Origin of the sequence: Acinetobacter gyllenbergii (assembly GCF_001682515.1) — a bacterium.
Lineage (GTDB): Bacteria > Pseudomonadota > Gammaproteobacteria > Pseudomonadales > Moraxellaceae > Acinetobacter > Acinetobacter gyllenbergii.
In genome coordinates, this window is the sequence record NZ_KV575271.1 from 110616 (window position 1) to 127479 (window position 16864).

The window sequence follows — 16864 nt, forward strand, 5'->3', positions numbered from 1 at the left end:
GGGAACAGATTGTTCCCTTTTTTATGCTGAATTGGTTTAGCGTTTAATCACAATCGAATCAATACCACTATGTTGCAGGGTTTGTTGCGCTGCCAATGCTGAATCTTGACTGTCATAAGGGCCAGAGAACACACGATACCATGTCTGACCATTTTCAACACTTTTCACCACATCTGCAGATAAACCGTTCAGGATGATTTCTGCACGACGTGCGTCGGCACTGTCTGGGTCAGGGTAGCTACGTACTTGTAAAATATAAGTCGCATGTGCAGGTGCAGCAGCTTGTTCACTTGGTGTGATGCCGCTTGGATCTTCTGTTGTAGTGGTCTCAGGTTTTGGTGACTCAATAATCACAACATTGCCCTGAGGTTTGGCCTCAGGCACAGCTTGTTCCGGAATTGGAGTTACTTGTTGCTGAGGCAGTAAATCATAAAAACGGTAGTCTTTATTGGTATTTTCTTCTTGGTAATGTTCTGAGGTTACCTGATTTTTTGCAGGAACTGGCTGCCAAGGTTGCCAAAGCATTAACATTACCGCAGCACATAGGATCGCGAGAATTGCGACAAGCATTCCTAACCACTTTGGAATGAGCGGTTTTTTTGGCTTGTTTGGTCGTTCAGATACACCACGTTGCGTTTTTCCAAACACCGGAAAATTCCTCTTGATCCTATTAGGTTATTTGTAACTTGAATCTGCTTAAAAACAAAGCATTATGTTTAAAAATAATGCTTTGTTTACCATATTGTTTAACAATGATGGCTTAAGTTTACATGTATTTAAAACGTTGCTTTGCTGATTACCGCTCACCTCAAGCATAGCTTTCGGTCTTGCAGCCATGTGTGAAGCTTCGCTTCACTTTATTACATGGCTTCAGGAGCGGATACACCGAGCAATTCTAGGCCATTGCGCAAAACTTGCTGTACATTGATTGAAAGTAATAAACGTGCTTGTGTCAGTGCCACATCATCACCCAATACTTTATGTTCGTTGTACCAAGCATGGAATAGGGCAGCGAGCTCTTTCAGATAGTTACCAATTTGGTGTGGTTCATAGGCATTGGCTGCACGGACTAAGATATCTGGATAAGCAGCAAGCTTAGATAAGATCTCAGTTTCAGCATCAAGTTCTAAATGATTGGCTTGTTCACGTGCCGCAACAGCATCAAAACTGATCCCCGTAGAAGCTGCTTTTTCTAACATACGGCAAATACGTGCATGGGCATATTGAATGTAATACACCGCATTGTCTTTGCTTTGTGAAACAGCAAGATCGAGGTCAAAGTCAATGTGTTGTTCAGACTTACGCATCACATAGTAGAAACGCGCGGCATCATTACCGACTTCTTTACGTAGATCACGTAAAGTCACGAATTGACCTGAACGAGATGACATTTGTACCATCTCGCCACCACGCCACAAGCTCACGAACTGAACCAAAAGTACGGTCAGTTTCTTCGAGTCGTAGCCCATGGCATCAATGGCTGCTTTAACACGTGAGATATAACCGTGGTGGTCAGAACCCCAAATATCAATCAGGTCAGTATAGCCGCGTTGTAGTTTATTCAAGTGATAGGCGATGTCAGAAGCAAAGTAAGTGGTTTGACCATTACGACGTTTCACTACACGGTCTTTTTCATCGCCAAATTCAGTTGATTTAAACCAGATATTACCGTCCTTTTCATAGAGGTAACCACGTTGGTCTAATGTCTCCAGTGCTTCGTCAATTTTGTCAGTTAAAGAGTCTTCACTGAACCATTTGTCAAAGGTCACACCAAAGTCAGCCAAGTCATCTTTGATGTCATCTAAGATAGCATGTAACGCTGCTTGATGGAAAACACGGTAGTCTGCACCCAAGTGTTGTTGTGAGTTTGCGATCAAACCATCAATGTGTTTTTCTTTGTCGCCAGAAAGGACAACTTTGTTACCCTCTGCATCGAGTTCTTCAGCGTACTGAACATCTTCGGGTACATCTTTATAAATGTCAGCAACCGCACGAACATGTGCATTGCCATCTTTATCAATAATTTCTTGAGCGATTTCTTTAACGTAGTCGCCTTGGTAGGCATTTTTAGGGAAAACTAAAGTTTGCCCCGTCAATTCTAAATAACGTAGATAGGTTGAAGTCGCCAAAATGTCCATTTGACGGCCTGCGTCATTGACATAGTATTCACGATCAACTGTTGCACCTGTTGCTTCTAATAGATTTGCAACCGTCATGCCATAGGCTGCGCCACGACCATGTCCGACATGCAGACTAGAGGTCGGGTTTGCAGAGACAAACTCGACTTGGATTTTTTTAGCTGCATTGGCTTGGCTGCGGCCATAGTCATTTTTTTGTGCTTGGATTTGATCAAGCACGGCATAGCGTTGGTCTGCATTTAAAAAGAAGTTGATAAAACCCGGACCTGCAATTTCTGCTTTGGTAATATCAGCCACTTCTGGGAGGGCTGCCAAGATTTTTTCAGCAAGATCGCGTGGTTTCATGCCAGCTGCTTTTGAGCCGATCATGGCAATATTTGAAGCAAAGTCTCCGTGACTTCGGTCTTTGGTACGGGTTAAATGGCTCGTGTTGGTCCAATCGGAAGGAAGTACACCTTGCTGTTGCAGGGTTTGTACCGCATGATCGAGAGCTGCTTGTATTGCCGTATTCATAGTTACCGAAAATAAATGTCGCGGAAAAACGAACAATATAGCAAACTTTATCGGCTTAGGGGGAGTGGGAATGATCTGGAATTAACATATTCCTATAAAACTTTTTAAGCTCATGTTTTTAAGTTGTGTGTTGAAGACGCTATACCCTTGATAGATATAGCATCTTGGTATTTTAGTCTTCTAAAATTTGTTCCAATAGTTCATCACTTGGCGCAAAATAATAAGCACCATCAATGGCAGTGGTGAAATGCAATAAGCGGTCATGAATACCATCACCTGTGGTGCCAAACATGCGTTTTAGCATTTCATCAATAATACTGAGCTGGTTGGTATAAGCGACGAAAAATAAACCTTGCTCACCTTTACCATCGCCATAAGGCAGGCTGTGACGCAAGATTTCCATTTCTTCACCTTCATCATCTTCCACGACAGTACGTGCCACATGCGAGTTTTGTGGTTTGATGTCATCATCCAGTTCAATTGACTCGAGTTTGGTACGACCAAAGACATGCTCTTGTGCATCCACTTTGAGTTGTTGCCATTTTGCTAGGTCATGGATATAGCGTTGCGCAAAGATAAAGCTACCATCAGCAAACGCCTCTGCCTCCTCAGGAAGTAGTGCCGCTTCAGCACGGTCATCAGGGAATTGCGGATTTTCAGTGCCGTCAATGAAGCCAGTCATGTCACGGCCATCAAAGAAGCGGAAACATGCACGTTCGTCCAAGACCTCTACTTTATCTTGGATACCATTAAAGAAGGCTTGGCTCATGGCAAAGCAGATATCAGCACGGGCACTGGCAATATGAATAAATACATCAGCGGGTACCACAGGCATTTGAAACGCACCCTGTTGCGGGTCGAGTTGCTTAAAGCCCTTAGGGGTTTGAGCATAAAGTTGTGCCCACAGTTCAGGACCAAACGCGATGGCTGTTTTAATCTGGTCATTCGGGTGTTGTGTGATTAAACGGTCACGGGTCGAAAGTAGCGCTTCAATTTGTTGTTTTAATTCAGCAATGCTTAAATCTTTTAAACGTAAAACAATAAAGCGGGCATGGTCGGAAGGTAATGGAAGAATGACAGATTGCGCAGTCATTAAAATCTCCTTAGTTATTTTTAAGGGGCAAAAAGGATAATTGTGCCTGATGTTATGAGGACTGAGTAGCTTATTTGTTAAATTTTCTTGCCTAAAATATCATCGCGAGGCGTTGATAAAACGGTATAATTCATCTTTTATTGTTCAACTCTTTTGCTATGGCTGTGCAGGTTTGGTTTGCTTTTATGTTGGCGTGCTGGGTGATTAGTGTTTCACCAGGTGCTGGCGCAATTGCCTCAATGTCGAGTGGGTTAAACTATGGATTTCGACATGGCTATTGGAATGTCATAGGTCTGCAAGTCGCGTTGATCATTCAAATCATGATTGTTGCAGCAGGTGTCGGCGTCTTGTTCGCGACCACACCTTGGGCCTTTCAGGTGGTGAAATGGTTTGGGGTGATCTATTTACTATACTTGGCTTATACGCAGTGGAAAGCACCCATTCAGAACATCGAGATTCAACAGGAGCAGAATGATAAATCTGCCTTGGCTTTGGTATTTAAAGGCTTTGTGGTGAATATGAGCAACCCCAAAGCAATCGTGTTTTTATTGGCTGTTTTGCCACAGTTTTTGGACTTGAATCGACCGCAATGGCTGCAATACTGCATCATGGCGACGACAATGGTGACGATCGACCTGATTGTCATGGCGGGTTATACCGGACTAGCATCGAAAGTATTGAGACTGCTTCGTTCACCGACACAGCAAAAATACTTAAATCGTGGTTTTGCGGTGATGTTCAGTTGCGCAGCCTTATTATTGAGTGCCATTCAGCAATCGGCCTAAACCTCGTTAGGCAGATTGTGACTGGCTTTTGAGTTTCTGTACGATAAAAATGGCAGCAAAACACAGTGCCATGCACAACACAATGCTCAGGCCTGTTGAAATATTTAAGGCAGCACTTGACCATAGGCCAACTGTGACGCCAAGCTGTGCCAGAATAAAAGCCCAGACCACCATCTGTTTGGGAGAGTGCGCCAGTAAGCGTGCGCTAAGTGCTGGAATCACCAACAGTGCACCCATCAATAATGAACCCACCGCACGTAAAGCCAGTACCGTAAACAATGCCAATAACAACATAAAGATCAGGCGTTGCCAATTGGCACTGACGCCTTCACTCATAGCAATATCAGGATCAATCGCAATTTGAATTTGTGCTGACCAAGAGCGATACAGTACGATCAATGCGGCGATGATGACCACGGCAAACATCGGTAAATCAGACCATTCGATACTGAGCAAATCACCAAATAAATAGCTGAGCAATTCAGGGCGTAGACTTGGCACTTGTTGAATCAAAAGTAAGCCTGAGCAGAGTAGGGTCGCAGAGCTTAAAGCGAGCAAGGCATCATTGGGAAGGCGAGAGTCATGCAGCACCCACAGCAATGCAACCAGTAACAGCGCCAGACAGGCAACACCCAACCAGAAAGGTAAATTTAAAATACCTGCAACTGCGACCCCCAGTAGGGTGCCGTGAGCCATGGTATCGGCAAAAAAAGACATTCTGCGCCACAGCATTAGGCAACCGAGTGGAGCGGTCAGAAAAACCAGCAATGACCCCATGATCCAAGCAGGTAGGAGGAGTTGTAACCATTCCATCATGGCTTAGACCTTTGGCTCTGGGTGAATGTGTGGACGTGGATCGTGAGAACAAGGTTCGGCATGATCACTATGCCCACAGTGATTATGGTGATGCTGATAGAACATTCGTTGTGTGCCAAAAATGGCTTGATATTCTGGATGCTGTTGAATATTTTCAGGCAAACCACTGCAACAGATGTGTTTATTGAGGCAGACCACACGATGCGTACCTTGCATGACCCATTGCAAATCATGCGACACCATCAGGACGGCACAACCATAGCGTTCGGGTAAGCTGCGTACATATTCATACAGTTCAGCTTCGGACTGGATGTCCAGACCTTGCATCGGTTCATCCAAGACTAAGATATCAGGCTGCCGCAGTAAGGCTCGAGCCAGTAAAACGCGTTGCCGTTCACCGCCTGATAGCTGCTGTACTTTGGATGCTTGTAATTTTTGGATGCCGGTGTCGCGGACAATCTCTGCACGTAAATCAGCGCTGCAGATTTCAAGATCAAGTAAATCTTGTACCCGTAAAGGCAGGCTGGCAGACGGATTAAACTTCTGCGGCACATAAGCCAGTTTTAATTTTTTTGAAAAGCGCACCTTGCCTTTATTGGGTGACATGATGCCAAGGAGTACTTTGATTAAGGTTGATTTGCCTGCGCCATTGGGACCAATCAGCGTCACAATCTCTTTTGACTGCAAAGCAAAATCGACATTTCTCAAAATATCCCGTTCGTCACGTCGAACCGAGACTTTCTCCAACTGTATAAGCGGAGTGTTTACTGGCGTATGCTGCACTGATGACATTTTCCAGAAATTTCAATAATGCTGTGTTGCGCTAAAAACTGGTCTGAGGCGGCAAGTTGGTCGAGTTGTTGAATCAAGCCTTGCGCAGAAGCCTCTTTGACAGAATGGCATTCGGTACAAATCAGGAAAGCAGCTTGGTGTCCTTCACGTGGATGGCAACAAGGTATATAGGCATTGATTGAGGTCAGTCTGTGAATGAGGCCTTTTTCTAATAAAAAGTCTAAACTGCGATACACTGTCGGTGGGGCAGCAGGGCGGTCTGCTTGGCCTTTAATTTTTGCCAATAAGTCATAAGCACCCATTGGGCCAGAGGCATTCAAAATGAGTTCAAGCACTTCTTTACGCAAAGGGGTCAGGCGAGCGCCAGTCGCAGTGCATAACAATTCTGCTTCAGCAAGTCGCGCTTTAATATCGTGATGACCATGAACACCATGTAATGCATTGTCATGTTCATGTGAACAAGAACTCATAGATTGACCTCATTGTTTTTGTAGAACCTATTGATCTGTTACAGCGCCATAAAGGCTGATGACCTTACAATAGATTCAATATCATAACACGCAATTTAGGATAACTATCTATATATAGTTAAAGCCAAGTCTGTTCAGGTGATGAATCTCGAAAATAGACATAGGCATTTTTTAACTTTTGTTATATTATAACATGCTTCGCTAAATTGAGTAATGCTGTGATGTCTCGCCTAATTGTTTTGGTCTTGTTTTCGATGTTAAGCACATGGGGCTGGACACAAAGCTTGGTGGTTTCAACACACCCAATTTATTTGATTGCTAAACAAGTGACAGACGGAGTAGAAGAGCCGATCCTGTTATTGAAAGATCAAAGTGGCCATGATGTGCAACTCACACCCGCCCATCGTAAAGCGATTCAAGATGCTTCCTTGGTGATTTGGCTGGGTAAAGCCCATGAAGCGCCACTGGAAAAAATGCTGAACCAAAACCGTAAAGCAATTGCTTTATTAGACTCAGGCATTTTAACCGCTTTGCCGTTACGTAATTTACGTGGTGTATCTATGGCCAATACCGTAGATAGTCATGTGTGGTTAGATCCGAATAATGCGGTTCGGATCGCTTTCTTTATTGCAACTTTGCGTTCTCAACAATACCCAGAAAATAAAGCCAAATACATGGCCAATGCCAAAGAATTCTCTCAGCAGATGCTGCAAGCCTCACAACAATATGAAAGCTCGAATAAAGCCAAAAACTATTGGTCTTATCATGATGCCTATCAGTATCTAGAACGTGCTTTGAACTTAAAATTTGCGGGTGCATTGACCGATGATCCACATATTGCCCCAACGGCAGCTCAAATTAAGTACTTAAGAGACAATCGTCCGCAAAATAAAATGTGTCTATTGGCCGAAACGACAGCAAGTGCCAGTCAGTACCAAAAAATGAACCCAGTAGTTTTCCAGTCAGTCGATGAAAGCATGCGCGGCGAAGACAATTTTGTAACAGCGTGGCAAAAATTGGCTTCAAAAACCGATAAATGCGTAATAAGTGCACAAAATTGATCAAAAAAATAAAAATCAATTGACTCTATCGTCAAAAAATATGGTAACGAAAAAAGCAGACTTAAGTCGAGAAAAGATTGCATGTTCAGGGGTGTAACTCTATAATGCCTGCGATTCGAAACGATCATGATTAAAACTTGTCAAGCAGTTCTGCTGTAAGTGGGTAAAAAATGAGCCAAACTAGTCGCATGATTGACCGACGATTAGCAAAAGCTTTGGTCTTCTTACAAGCGTGTATGATTCCTGTTGCCGCTTTACTGGCATGGGCAATCAAAGATACAACTGCTGCTTTGAGTGCTGCGCTTGGGGCTTTGGTATGTTGGTTGGCACATTGTTATTTTGCTTGGCAGTCGTTTAGAACGGCAGGCGCAAGAGCATCAAAACAAGTCATGCTGAATATGTACCGAGGAATGCTCGGTAAGTTTGCGATTGTGATTGTGGGTTTTATATTAATTTTGAGCAATGTTAAACCGCTGTCACCGGTTGCATTGTTTTGTGGATTTATTCTCGTACAAGCGATGTCGTGGGTCGCGCCATTTTGGGTGGCACGTCTACAAAAACGAGGGTAAGGCACATTTTGAGATTTTTGGAAGTAGAGACGGGATCTTTGCCATCCGCTTGATTCGTTTCTACTTCTTTTTAATGATTGACATTGACCAGGTGTGATTTATGGCTGCTGAAGAACATGCCCTGACTTCGACCGAGTATATCAAGCATCACTTGACCAATATGACCTATGGCAAAATGCCTGACGGTACATGGAAATTGGCTGAGACTGCTGAAGAAGCTCATTCGATGGGGTTCACTGCAATTCACTTGGATTCAATGGGTTGGTCTATCGGACTTGGTGTGATTTTCTGTTTGTTGTTTTGGACAGTTGCGAGAGCTGCGAATGCAGGTGTTCCAACTAAATTCCAATCAGCAATTGAAATGATTATCGAGTTTGTTGACTCAAGTGTTCGTGATACTTTCCACGGCAAATCACGCTTAATTGCACCCTTGGCATTAACCATTTTCGTGTGGATTTTCCTCATGAACGCAATGGACTTAATCCCAGTTGACTGGATTCCGTATACAGCTCAATTGATTGGTGCAAACGTATTTGGCATGGACCCTCACCACGTTTACTTCAAGGTTGTTCCTTCTACTGACCCGAACATTACCCTTGGTATGTCGTTGTCTGTATTTGTTTTAATCTTGTTCTATAGTATTCGTGAGAAAGGGATCGGCGGTTTCGTCGGTGAATTGGCACTTAACCCATTCAACCCAAGTAACCCAGTTGCAAAAGCGTTATTGATTCCAGTGAACTTAATTTTGGAATTAGTAACTTTCCTTGCTCGTCCAGTTTCGTTAGCTCTACGACTGTTCGGTAACATGTATGCGGGTGAGTTGATCTTCATCTTGATCGCATTATTGCCGTTCTGGATCCAGTGGGCGTTATCTGTGCCTTGGGCTATCTTCCACATTCTCGTAATCACGCTGCAAGCATTTATCTTTATGATGCTGACCATCGTTTACTTGAGCATGGCAAGCGAAAAGCATTAATGGTATTGCCTGATTGTCACCTGACAGTTGGGCTTAAATTTTAGTTTAATTTGGTAATAACCTAACCTCTGAGGAATTTTTCATGGAACTCACTTTAGGTCTAGTTGCAATTGCATCTGCTATCTTGATCGCTTTCGGTGCTTTAGGTACTGCGATTGGTTTCGGTCTTTTAGGCGGTCGCTTCTTAGAAGCTGTTGCTCGTCAACCAGAATTGGCTCCACAACTTCAAACTCGTATGTTCTTAATCGCGGGTCTTCTTGATGCTGTGCCTATGATCGGTGTTGGTATTGGCTTGTTCTTCATCTTCGCTAATCCATTTGTAGGTTAATAGCTTAATTCCTAAATCCACATATTGAGGAATAGCGAAATGAATATCAACCTCACATTGATTGGCCAAGCAATTGCATTTGCGATCTTTGTCGCATTCTGCATGAAGTTTGTATGGCCTCCACTAATCAATGCGATTAGTGAGCGTCAGCGTAAAATCGCTGATGGCTTAAATGCTGCTGAAAAAGCAAAAGCTGACCTTGCTGATGCGCAAGCACAAGTTAAGGCAGAATTAGACGCAGCAAAAGCACAAGCGGCTCAATTGATCGAACAAGCGAACCGTCGTGCAGCACAATTGATCGAAGAAGCGCGTACCCAAGCATCTGCTGAAGGTGAGCGTATTCGTCAACAGGCGAAAGAAACTGTTGATCAAGACATCAATTCTGCTCGCGAAGAATTACGTCAACAAGTTGCTGCTTTGGCAGTTGCTGGCGCAGAAAAAATTCTGAACCAACAAGTTGACGCAGAAGCTCATAATGCCATGCTGAATCAGCTGGCTGCTAAACTTTAAGCGAGGCGAATATGGCTGAACTCTTGACGTTAGCACGCCCGTACGCCAAAGCAGCATTTGCTTATGCATCTGAGCAGAATGCAACTGACGCTTGGTCAAATGCGTTACAACTGCTCGGTGCTGCGGTGCAAGACGAAGCATTTTCCGCTTATTTAAATCGCCCTGAGCTGACTCCTGCGGAACAAGTAGGTCTTTTTGCCAAGGTTTTAGGTGAAGATCAGTCTCAATCAGTGTCAAATTTTTTGACCTTGCTTGCAGACAACGATCGTTTGGTTTTATTGCCTGAAATCGCAGCAGAATACGAATTACTTAAATCGCAGAACAACAACACATTGGAAGTAGAGATTGAATCTGCTTTCCCAATGGATGCGACACAAGAGCATATTTTAGCTCACGCGCTTGAAAAACGTTTTAACAGAACAGTTCATGTCTCTGTTAACGTTAATCCAGCGTTGATCGCAGGTGTTGTGATTCGTGCAGGCGACCAAGTGATAGATGACTCTGCGCTTAACAAGCTTGAAAAAATGCGGACTCGTCTTCTTGCCTAACAGCAATAAGACTGAACTTAAAAAAGATTGAGGAATAGCGCAATGCAACAACTGAATCCATCCGAGATCAGTGCGCTCATTAAACAGCGTATCGGCGATCTGGACACCAGCGCGACCGCGAAGAATGAAGGTACCATCGTCATGGTATCTGACGGTATCGTGCGTATTCACGGTCTTGCAGATGCAATGTACGGTGAAATGATCGAATTCGACGGCGGCTTATTTGGTATGGCACTGAACCTAGAACAGGATTCAGTGGGTGCCGTTGTTTTAGGTAACTACCTAAGCCTGCAAGAAGGTCAAAAAGCTCGTTGTACAGGTCGTGTATTAGAAGTTCCGGTTGGTCCTGAACTTCTTGGCCGTGTCGTAGACGCTTTGGGTAATCCAATTGATGGTAAAGGCCCGATTGATGCAAAACTAACTGATGCTGTTGAAAAAGTAGCACCAGGTGTAATTTGGCGTCAGTCTGTCGACGAACCTGTTCAAACTGGTTATAAATCAGTTGATACCATGATCCCTGTAGGTCGTGGTCAGCGTGAGTTGATTATTGGTGACCGTCAAACTGGTAAAACAGCAATGGCGATCGATGCGATCATCGCTCAGAAAAACTCTGGCATTAAATGTGTATACGTTGCGATTGGTCAAAAACAATCAACAATTGCAAACGTAGTACGTAAGCTAGAAGAAACTGGCGCTATGGCGTATACAACTGTTGTCGCAGCTGCGGCCGCTGATCCTGCAGCAATGCAGTATTTAGCTCCGTACTCTGGCTGTACAATGGGTGAATACTTCCGTGATCGTGGTGAAGATGCGTTAATCATTTATGATGATTTGTCTAAGCAAGCTGTTGCTTACCGTCAAATTTCATTATTGTTACGTCGTCCACCAGGTCGTGAAGCGTATCCAGGTGACGTATTCTATCTTCACTCGCGTCTTCTTGAACGTGCTTCGCGCGTTTCAGCTGATTATGTTGAGAAATTCACGAACGGTGCAGTAACAGGTCAAACTGGTTCTTTAACTGCATTACCGATCATTGAAACTCAAGCTGGTGACGTATCTGCATTCGTACCAACCAACGTAATTTCGATTACTGACGGTCAGATCTTCTTAGAAACATCATTATTCAACGCAGGTATTCGTCCTGCTGTGAACGCGGGTATCTCGGTATCACGTGTTGGTGGTTCAGCTCAAACTAAGATCATCAAAAAATTGTCTGGTGGTATCCGTACTGCTCTAGCACAATACCGTGAATTGGCTGCGTTTGCTCAGTTTGCTTCTGACCTTGATGAAGCAACACGTAAGCAACTTGAGCATGGTCAACGTGTAACTGAGTTAATGAAGCAAAAACAATATGCTCCATACTCAATTGCTGACCAAGCTGTTTCTGTATATGCATCTAACGAAGGCTACATGGCTGACGTAGAAGTGAAGAAAATCGTAGACTTTGATGCTGCGTTAATCTCTTACTTCCGTTCTGAACATGCTGCGTTAATGCAACAGATCGATGAAACTGGTGATTACAACAAAGACATCGAAGCAGCGTTCAAAGCAGGTATTGAGAGCTTCAAAGCGACTCAAACTTACTAAGTTTATCTTTAGTTAAGTTTGGTTCACGGATCAACCTTCGGAAGCTCGAAAGAGCTTTCGAATACTAGGTTAAGCGTATGGCAAATTTAAAAGAAATTCGCGCCAAAGTAGCTAGTATCAAGAGCACGCAAAAGATTACTCGCGCGATGCAAATGGTAGCTGCTTCGAAAATGCGTCGTGCGCAAGAGCGCATGGCTCAGGGCCGTCCGTATGCCGATAATATGCGCCGTGTAATTGCTCACTTGGTCCAAGCAAACCCTGAATATAAACACCGTTATATGGTTGAACGCCCAGTTAAGCGCGTTGGCTATATCGTAGTGTCTTCAGATCGTGGTTTGGCAGGTGGCTTGAACATTAACTTGTTCAAGAAAGTTGTGCAGCATGTCAAAGCACAACAACAGCAGTCAATTGAAGTTGAATTTGCTTTGATTGGTCAAAAAGCGGTTTCGTTTTTTAAGAATTACGGCGGTAAAGTGCTTGGTGCAACGACCCAACTTGGCGATGCGCCGAGTTTGGAACAGTTAACAGGCTCAGTGCAAGTTATGCTTGATGCATTTGATAAGGGCGAATTAGATCGTATCTACCTCGTATCAAATGGCTTCGTCAATGCAATGACTCAGCAGCCTAAAGTTGAACAACTTGTTCCTTTAGCACCGGCAGAAGAAGGCGATGACCTCAACCGTACTTATGGTTGGGACTATCTCTACGAACCAGAAGCAGAAGAATTGTTAAATGGTTTGTTGGTTCGCTACATCGAGTCTATGGTTTATCAAGGTGTGATTGAAAACGTTGCATGTGAGCAGTCTGCTCGTATGGTCGCGATGAAAGCAGCGACAGACAACGCAGGACAATTGATTAAAGACCTACAGCTCATTTACAACAAGCTGCGTCAAGCCGCGATTACTCAGGAAATTTCCGAGATCGTTGGCGGTGCCGCTGCCGTTTAACATTATTAAGTTTGAATTGAGGAGACAGCAATGAGTAGCGGTCGTATCATTCAGATCATCGGCGCGGTTATCGACGTCGAGTTTGAGCGCAATAGCGTTCCTAAGATCTATGACGCTCTCCAAGTTGACGGTACTGAAACTACATTAGAAGTTCAGCAACAGCTTGGCGATGGTGTTGTTCGTACCATCGCAATGGGTTCTACAGAAGGTCTTAAACGTGGCCTAAATGTAACCAGCACAAATGCACCGATTTCTGTTCCAGTAGGTCCAGCGACACTTGGTCGTATCATGGACGTATTGGGTCGCCCAATTGATGAAGCAGGTCCTGTAGCGACTGAAGAGCGTTTGCCGATTCACCGTCAAGCACCTTCTTATGCTGAACAAGCAGCTTCGACTGACCTTTTAGAAACTGGTATTAAAGTCATCGACTTACTTTGCCCGTTCGCGAAAGGTGGTAAAGTTGGTCTGTTCGGTGGTGCTGGTGTTGGTAAAACCGTTAACATGATGGAGTTGATCAACAACATCGCGAAAGCTCACTCAGGTTTATCTGTGTTTGCTGGTGTTGGTGAGCGTACTCGTGAAGGTAACGACTTCTATCACGAAATGAAAGATTCTAACGTTCTTGACAAAGTAGCAATGGTCTACGGTCAGATGAACGAGCCACCAGGTAACCGTTTACGCGTAGCGTTAACTGGTTTGACTATGGCTGAATACTTCCGTGATCAAAAAGACGAAAATGGTAAAGGTCGTGACGTATTATTATTCGTCGACAACATCTACCGTTATACACTTGCGGGTACTGAAGTATCAGCATTGTTAGGTCGTATGCCATCTGCAGTAGGTTACCAACCGACACTTGCAGAGGAAATGGGTGTTCTTCAAGAGCGTATTACGTCGACTAAATCTGGTTCGATCACATCGATCCAAGCAGTATACGTACCTGCCGATGACTTAACAGATCCATCGCCTGCAACAACGTTTGCTCACTTAGATGCTACCGTTGTATTGAGCCGTGACATCGCATCTTCTGGTATTTATCCAGCGATCGATCCACTTGACTCAACTTCACGTCAGTTAGATCCATTGGTTGTTGGTGCTGAGCATTATGAAATTGCACGTTCTGTACAGAACGTATTGCAACGTTATAAAGAGCTTAAAGACATCATCGCAATCTTGGGTATGGACGAGTTAGCTGAAGAAGATAAATTGGTTGTTTACCGTGCGCGTAAAATCCAACGTTTCTTCTCTCAACCGTTCCACGTCGCTGAAGTATTTACTGGTGCGCCTGGTAAATTAGTACCACTTAAAGAAACGATTCGTGGCTTTAAAGGTCTATTAGCTGGTGAATACGACCACATCCCAGAACAAGCGTTCTATATGGTTGGTGGTATTGACGAAGTGATTGCTAAAGCCGAGAAACTTTAATTAGCAACTCTAATTTAAGGAGATTCTCATGGCGACTATGCAATGTGACGTTGTAAGTGTGAAAGAGTCGATTTACTCTGGACAAGTTACGATGTTAATCGCAAAAGGTGCGGGCGGTGAGCTTGGTATTTTACCAGGACATGCGCCACTCGTAACTTTACTCCAACCGGGCCCGATTCGTGTTCAGTTGGAAAATGGTACAGAAGAAATCGTGTATGTATCTGGCGGTGTGTTAGAAGTTCAGCCTCATGTTGTGACCGTGCTTGCAGATACTGCAATCCGCGCTGACAACTTAGATGAAGTAGCAATTATGGAAGCTCGTAAACAAGCTGAACAATTGCTCGCAAATCAAAAGAGTGATCTGGATTCTGCTGCTGCGCTTGCTTCGCTTGCAGAAACTGCAGCTCAGCTTGAAACGATTCGTAAAATCAAAAACCGCGCACTTTAATTATTGCTGGTTTGAGATTGAAGAAAGCCACCGTCAGGTGGCTTTTTTTATTTTGATGTCTTGAATAATTATAATTTTTCTATAAATTACAAAGCTTAATTTAGAATTATTAGTCCAAAGAGAAAATCATCATGAAAATGATAAAAAGTCTTCCGTTTTTGATCGCTGTGGCTTTTGTGGGGTGTGCATCGGTACCAACAGCAAATAATCAACTGAATGAACAAGCTAAGAAGCTTGAAGCCCCTTCGCAAGGCAATGCTGCAATTTATGTCTATCGTTCAAACAGCGCGTTTGGTGCCGCATTGAAAAAAGATGTATGGATTGACGGTGAGTGTCTGGGTGAAACGGCACGTGGTACCTTTTTCTTCAAAGAGGTCTCAGGTAATCAAGAACATACAGTTTCAACTGAATCAGAGTTCTCGCCTAACCATTTAGTGCTTAAAACAGAACCTGGTAAAAATTATTTTGTTCAACAATCGATCAAAATGGGCGCATTTGTTGGCGGTGCAAATGTGAAACTAGTTGATGATGAAACTGGGAAAAAAGCAATTCGTGAGTATCAGTTAGCCCAATCAGGTAAATGCAGTAAACCAACCATTGCACTCGATAAGAAATAAAGAGAAAGCCACCGTCAGGTGGCTTTTTTATACATTCAAATCAGGAGCTATATTTTATAGATAATTATCATTTTAATATTAATTCTTGTTATCATTTGTAAACTTGAAAAATGAGAACTTTAACGTGCAATCTAAAATCTTACTTCTAGCGCCTTTATTTATCATGTCTGTTGGCTGTACTGTAACTAAAACGCCTGAGGGGAAATCTATTGGCATGTTGCCAATAAAATCAGCGCCTAAGCATGAGCGTTATTTGAATATAGACAGTAGTGTGAGTAAAGCTGACAAAATTCAGATGTATCGTGATCAGTTAATTGAAAAGTTTCCGAATCAAGACTTTACATTTATCCGTACTTTTCCATACCGTGCTTATCAATCCTATGACTCTTTTACCCCTCGTCCTTATATGATCAATACAATTGATGGTCATCAGGTCAAAGTAGCTGAATTTATAATGTTTGGATCAAAAAATGTATTGTTAACAGAGTTAGCTCAACAGGATTTAAAGGTACCTGTTGGCGTGCATGATTTAGTGATTATAAATGGATTCAAAAGTACAAGTTATTATACCGAAATAAAAAATGTGAATTTTGAGAAAAATAAAAATTATGTCATGGGTGCGGATTATAGTAAGGAAACTGGTTCTCGGCTTTATATTGCAGAATATGAGATAGATCAAAGATTTAAAACGAATGAGCCAGAATCTATTGTGATTAAGAAAAAAATTGTTGAAGGTATTGAACAAGGAAATTTGAAGTATGTCAAAATTTACTAAATCCGTATTTAAATTTGGTTTACTGTTTTCGATCTTAGTCTCTAGTGGCTGTGTACGAATGATGTTGCCCACTTCTGAGTCACAACTTATTCAGCAATCTGTGGGGGGTGGATATAGCACTGAACTCAACATGGATTATATTCAAGTATATGCAAATTTAAAACGAGCATATGATAAGTGCGTCGCATATAAAAGCCCTGTGCCTAATGATATGAGTTATATTGCGGTAGACGGTCAGCTTGAGCGTGATAAGCATCAAGCTACAATTGAAGCAAAAGCAAACTATGGAACCTATGTTTCTAAGGTGAATCTGAAAGAGATACCAAATGGAAAGACTCTATTAACCTTATATCTTTCAAAAAGTAAGCTTTTGACCGAAAATAAAAATGCTGAATTATCACAGAAGAGATTTGAACAAGAACAATTAAGAGCCTTAGGAAATGATCCTAAGTGTAATTAGAAAGAT

20 protein-coding genes are annotated in these 16864 nt (G+C 43.0%); 14 read left to right on the top strand and 6 right to left on the bottom strand.

The window, feature by feature from the left end; genetic code table 11:
- Positions 1 to 36: 36 nt before the first annotated feature.
- From NG55_RS19280 to NG55_RS19290, 3 genes are all read right to left on the bottom strand, one after another.
- Complete coding sequence (locus tag NG55_RS19280; RefSeq protein WP_016542578.1) at positions 37 to 648, bottom strand: SPOR domain-containing protein; 612 nt, start codon at positions 646 to 648, stop codon at positions 37 to 39.
- 212 nt (positions 649 to 860) lie between these two features.
- On the bottom strand, positions 861 to 2651 hold the full coding sequence (gene argS / locus NG55_RS19285; RefSeq protein WP_023271004.1) for an arginine--tRNA ligase: 1791 nt from the start codon (positions 2649 to 2651) through the stop codon (positions 861 to 863).
- Between the two features lie 172 nt (positions 2652 to 2823).
- The gene (locus tag NG55_RS19290) at positions 2824 to 3744 is read right to left on the bottom strand and encodes a Dyp-type peroxidase (protein WP_065344149.1); all 921 of its coding nucleotides are present in this window, start codon (positions 3742 to 3744) and stop codon (positions 2824 to 2826) included.
- A 158-nt stretch (positions 3745 to 3902) separates the two neighbouring features.
- Here NG55_RS19290 and NG55_RS19295 point away from each other — a divergent pair, with 158 nt between their 5' ends.
- Complete coding sequence (locus NG55_RS19295; RefSeq protein WP_065344150.1) at positions 3903 to 4529, top strand: LysE family transporter; 627 nt, start codon at positions 3903 to 3905, stop codon at positions 4527 to 4529.
- Positions 4530 to 4535: 6 nt separating this feature from the next.
- Here the strand turns inward: NG55_RS19295 and znuB are convergent, their stop codons facing one another.
- From znuB to NG55_RS19310, 3 genes are read right to left on the bottom strand one after another with little or no spacing between them, the layout of a single operon-like run.
- Positions 4536 to 5345: a zinc ABC transporter permease subunit ZnuB gene (gene znuB / locus NG55_RS19300; protein WP_016542582.1), complete on the bottom strand. Its 810-nt coding sequence runs from the start codon at positions 5343 to 5345 to the stop codon at positions 4536 to 4538.
- 3 nt (positions 5346 to 5348) lie between these two features.
- Entirely contained in the window at positions 5349 to 6137 is a 789-nt protein-coding gene (gene znuC / locus NG55_RS19305; RefSeq protein WP_023271001.1) for a zinc ABC transporter ATP-binding protein ZnuC, read from the bottom strand.
- Positions 6110 to 6607 (bottom strand): transcriptional repressor, encoded by a 498-nt coding sequence (locus tag NG55_RS19310; protein ID WP_023271000.1) that lies wholly within the window; start codon positions 6605 to 6607, stop codon positions 6110 to 6112. The genes znuC and NG55_RS19310 overlap by 28 nt, the downstream gene beginning before the upstream one ends.
- 221 nt (positions 6608 to 6828) lie before the next feature.
- Between NG55_RS19310 and NG55_RS19315 the strand changes: the two genes are divergently transcribed.
- From NG55_RS19315 to NG55_RS19375, 13 genes are all read left to right on the top strand, one after another.
- The gene (locus NG55_RS19315) at positions 6829 to 7668 is read left to right on the top strand and encodes a metal ABC transporter substrate-binding protein (RefSeq protein ID WP_065344151.1); all 840 of its coding nucleotides are present in this window, start codon (positions 6829 to 6831) and stop codon (positions 7666 to 7668) included.
- Between the two features lie 170 nt (positions 7669 to 7838).
- On the top strand, positions 7839 to 8237 hold the full coding sequence (locus tag NG55_RS19320; RefSeq protein WP_016660529.1) for an ATP synthase subunit I: 399 nt from the start codon (positions 7839 to 7841) through the stop codon (positions 8235 to 8237).
- A gap of 100 nt (positions 8238 to 8337) precedes the next feature.
- A complete protein-coding gene (gene atpB / locus NG55_RS19325) occupies positions 8338 to 9213 on the top strand; it encodes a F0F1 ATP synthase subunit A (RefSeq protein WP_016542587.1) in 876 nt (291 codons plus the stop codon).
- 82 nt (positions 9214 to 9295) lie between these two features.
- Entirely contained in the window at positions 9296 to 9541 is a 246-nt protein-coding gene (atpE, locus tag NG55_RS19330; RefSeq protein WP_000424060.1) for a F0F1 ATP synthase subunit C, read from the top strand.
- A 39-nt stretch (positions 9542 to 9580) separates the two neighbouring features.
- Positions 9581 to 10051, top strand: a complete 471-nt coding sequence (locus tag NG55_RS19335) for a F0F1 ATP synthase subunit B (protein WP_004656525.1) — start codon at positions 9581 to 9583, stop codon at positions 10049 to 10051.
- 11 nt (positions 10052 to 10062) lie between these two features.
- Positions 10063 to 10599 carry a F0F1 ATP synthase subunit delta gene (locus NG55_RS19340; protein WP_016542588.1) on the top strand — a complete coding sequence of 179 codons (537 nt, stop codon included), beginning with the start codon at positions 10063 to 10065 and terminating at the stop codon, positions 10597 to 10599.
- Positions 10600 to 10641: 42 nt separating this feature from the next.
- Positions 10642 to 12186, top strand: a complete 1545-nt coding sequence (gene atpA, locus NG55_RS19345; RefSeq protein WP_004656522.1) for a F0F1 ATP synthase subunit alpha — start codon at positions 10642 to 10644, stop codon at positions 12184 to 12186.
- 77 nt (positions 12187 to 12263) lie between these two features.
- Positions 12264 to 13133, top strand: coding sequence for a F0F1 ATP synthase subunit gamma (gene atpG, locus NG55_RS19350; protein ID WP_005240419.1), 870 nt, complete (start codon positions 12264 to 12266; stop codon positions 13131 to 13133).
- A 30-nt stretch (positions 13134 to 13163) separates the two neighbouring features.
- Complete coding sequence (gene atpD / locus NG55_RS19355; RefSeq protein ID WP_004656517.1) at positions 13164 to 14558, top strand: F0F1 ATP synthase subunit beta; 1395 nt, start codon at positions 13164 to 13166, stop codon at positions 14556 to 14558.
- A 28-nt stretch (positions 14559 to 14586) separates the two neighbouring features.
- The gene (locus tag NG55_RS19360) at positions 14587 to 15006 is read left to right on the top strand and encodes a F0F1 ATP synthase subunit epsilon (protein ID WP_004656515.1); all 420 of its coding nucleotides are present in this window, start codon (positions 14587 to 14589) and stop codon (positions 15004 to 15006) included.
- A gap of 131 nt (positions 15007 to 15137) precedes the next feature.
- Complete coding sequence (locus NG55_RS19365) at positions 15138 to 15623, top strand: DUF2846 domain-containing protein (RefSeq protein ID WP_016542589.1); 486 nt, start codon at positions 15138 to 15140, stop codon at positions 15621 to 15623.
- A gap of 124 nt (positions 15624 to 15747) precedes the next feature.
- A complete protein-coding gene (locus NG55_RS19370) occupies positions 15748 to 16398 on the top strand; it encodes a hypothetical protein (RefSeq protein ID WP_065344152.1) in 651 nt (216 codons plus the stop codon).
- On the top strand, positions 16382 to 16858 hold the full coding sequence (locus tag NG55_RS19375; RefSeq protein WP_228704203.1) for a hypothetical protein: 477 nt from the start codon (positions 16382 to 16384) through the stop codon (positions 16856 to 16858). Before NG55_RS19370 ends, NG55_RS19375 begins: the two co-directional genes overlap by 17 nt.
- The last annotated feature ends 6 nt before the right edge of the window (positions 16859 to 16864 follow it).

Coding starts and splice junctions, on each gene's coding strand:
- argS (WP_023271004.1), bottom strand. CDS start 2,651: ATGAATACGGCAATACAAGCAGCTCTCGATCATGCGGTACAAACCCTG.
- NG55_RS19290 (WP_065344149.1), bottom strand. CDS start 3,744: ATGACTGCGCAATCTGTCATTCTTCCATTACCTTCCGACCATGCCCGC.
- NG55_RS19295 (WP_065344150.1), top strand. CDS start 3,903: ATGGCTGTGCAGGTTTGGTTTGCTTTTATGTTGGCGTGCTGGGTGATT.
- znuB (WP_016542582.1), bottom strand. CDS start 5,345: ATGATGGAATGGTTACAACTCCTCCTACCTGCTTGGATCATGGGGTCA.
- znuC (WP_023271001.1), bottom strand. CDS start 6,137: ATGTCATCAGTGCAGCATACGCCAGTAAACACTCCGCTTATACAGTTG.
- NG55_RS19310 (WP_023271000.1), bottom strand. CDS start 6,607: ATGAGTTCTTGTTCACATGAACATGACAATGCATTACATGGTGTTCAT.
- NG55_RS19315 (WP_065344151.1), top strand. CDS start 6,829: ATGTCTCGCCTAATTGTTTTGGTCTTGTTTTCGATGTTAAGCACATGG.
- NG55_RS19320 (WP_016660529.1), top strand. CDS start 7,839: ATGAGCCAAACTAGTCGCATGATTGACCGACGATTAGCAAAAGCTTTG.
- atpB (WP_016542587.1), top strand. CDS start 8,338: ATGGCTGCTGAAGAACATGCCCTGACTTCGACCGAGTATATCAAGCAT.
- atpE (WP_000424060.1), top strand. CDS start 9,296: ATGGAACTCACTTTAGGTCTAGTTGCAATTGCATCTGCTATCTTGATC.
- NG55_RS19335 (WP_004656525.1), top strand. CDS start 9,581: ATGAATATCAACCTCACATTGATTGGCCAAGCAATTGCATTTGCGATC.
- NG55_RS19340 (WP_016542588.1), top strand. CDS start 10,063: ATGGCTGAACTCTTGACGTTAGCACGCCCGTACGCCAAAGCAGCATTT.
- atpA (WP_004656522.1), top strand. CDS start 10,642: ATGCAACAACTGAATCCATCCGAGATCAGTGCGCTCATTAAACAGCGT.
- atpG (WP_005240419.1), top strand. CDS start 12,264: ATGGCAAATTTAAAAGAAATTCGCGCCAAAGTAGCTAGTATCAAGAGC.
- atpD (WP_004656517.1), top strand. CDS start 13,164: ATGAGTAGCGGTCGTATCATTCAGATCATCGGCGCGGTTATCGACGTC.
- NG55_RS19360 (WP_004656515.1), top strand. CDS start 14,587: ATGGCGACTATGCAATGTGACGTTGTAAGTGTGAAAGAGTCGATTTAC.
- NG55_RS19365 (WP_016542589.1), top strand. CDS start 15,138: ATGAAAATGATAAAAAGTCTTCCGTTTTTGATCGCTGTGGCTTTTGTG.
- NG55_RS19375 (WP_228704203.1), top strand. CDS start 16,382: ATGTCAAAATTTACTAAATCCGTATTTAAATTTGGTTTACTGTTTTCG.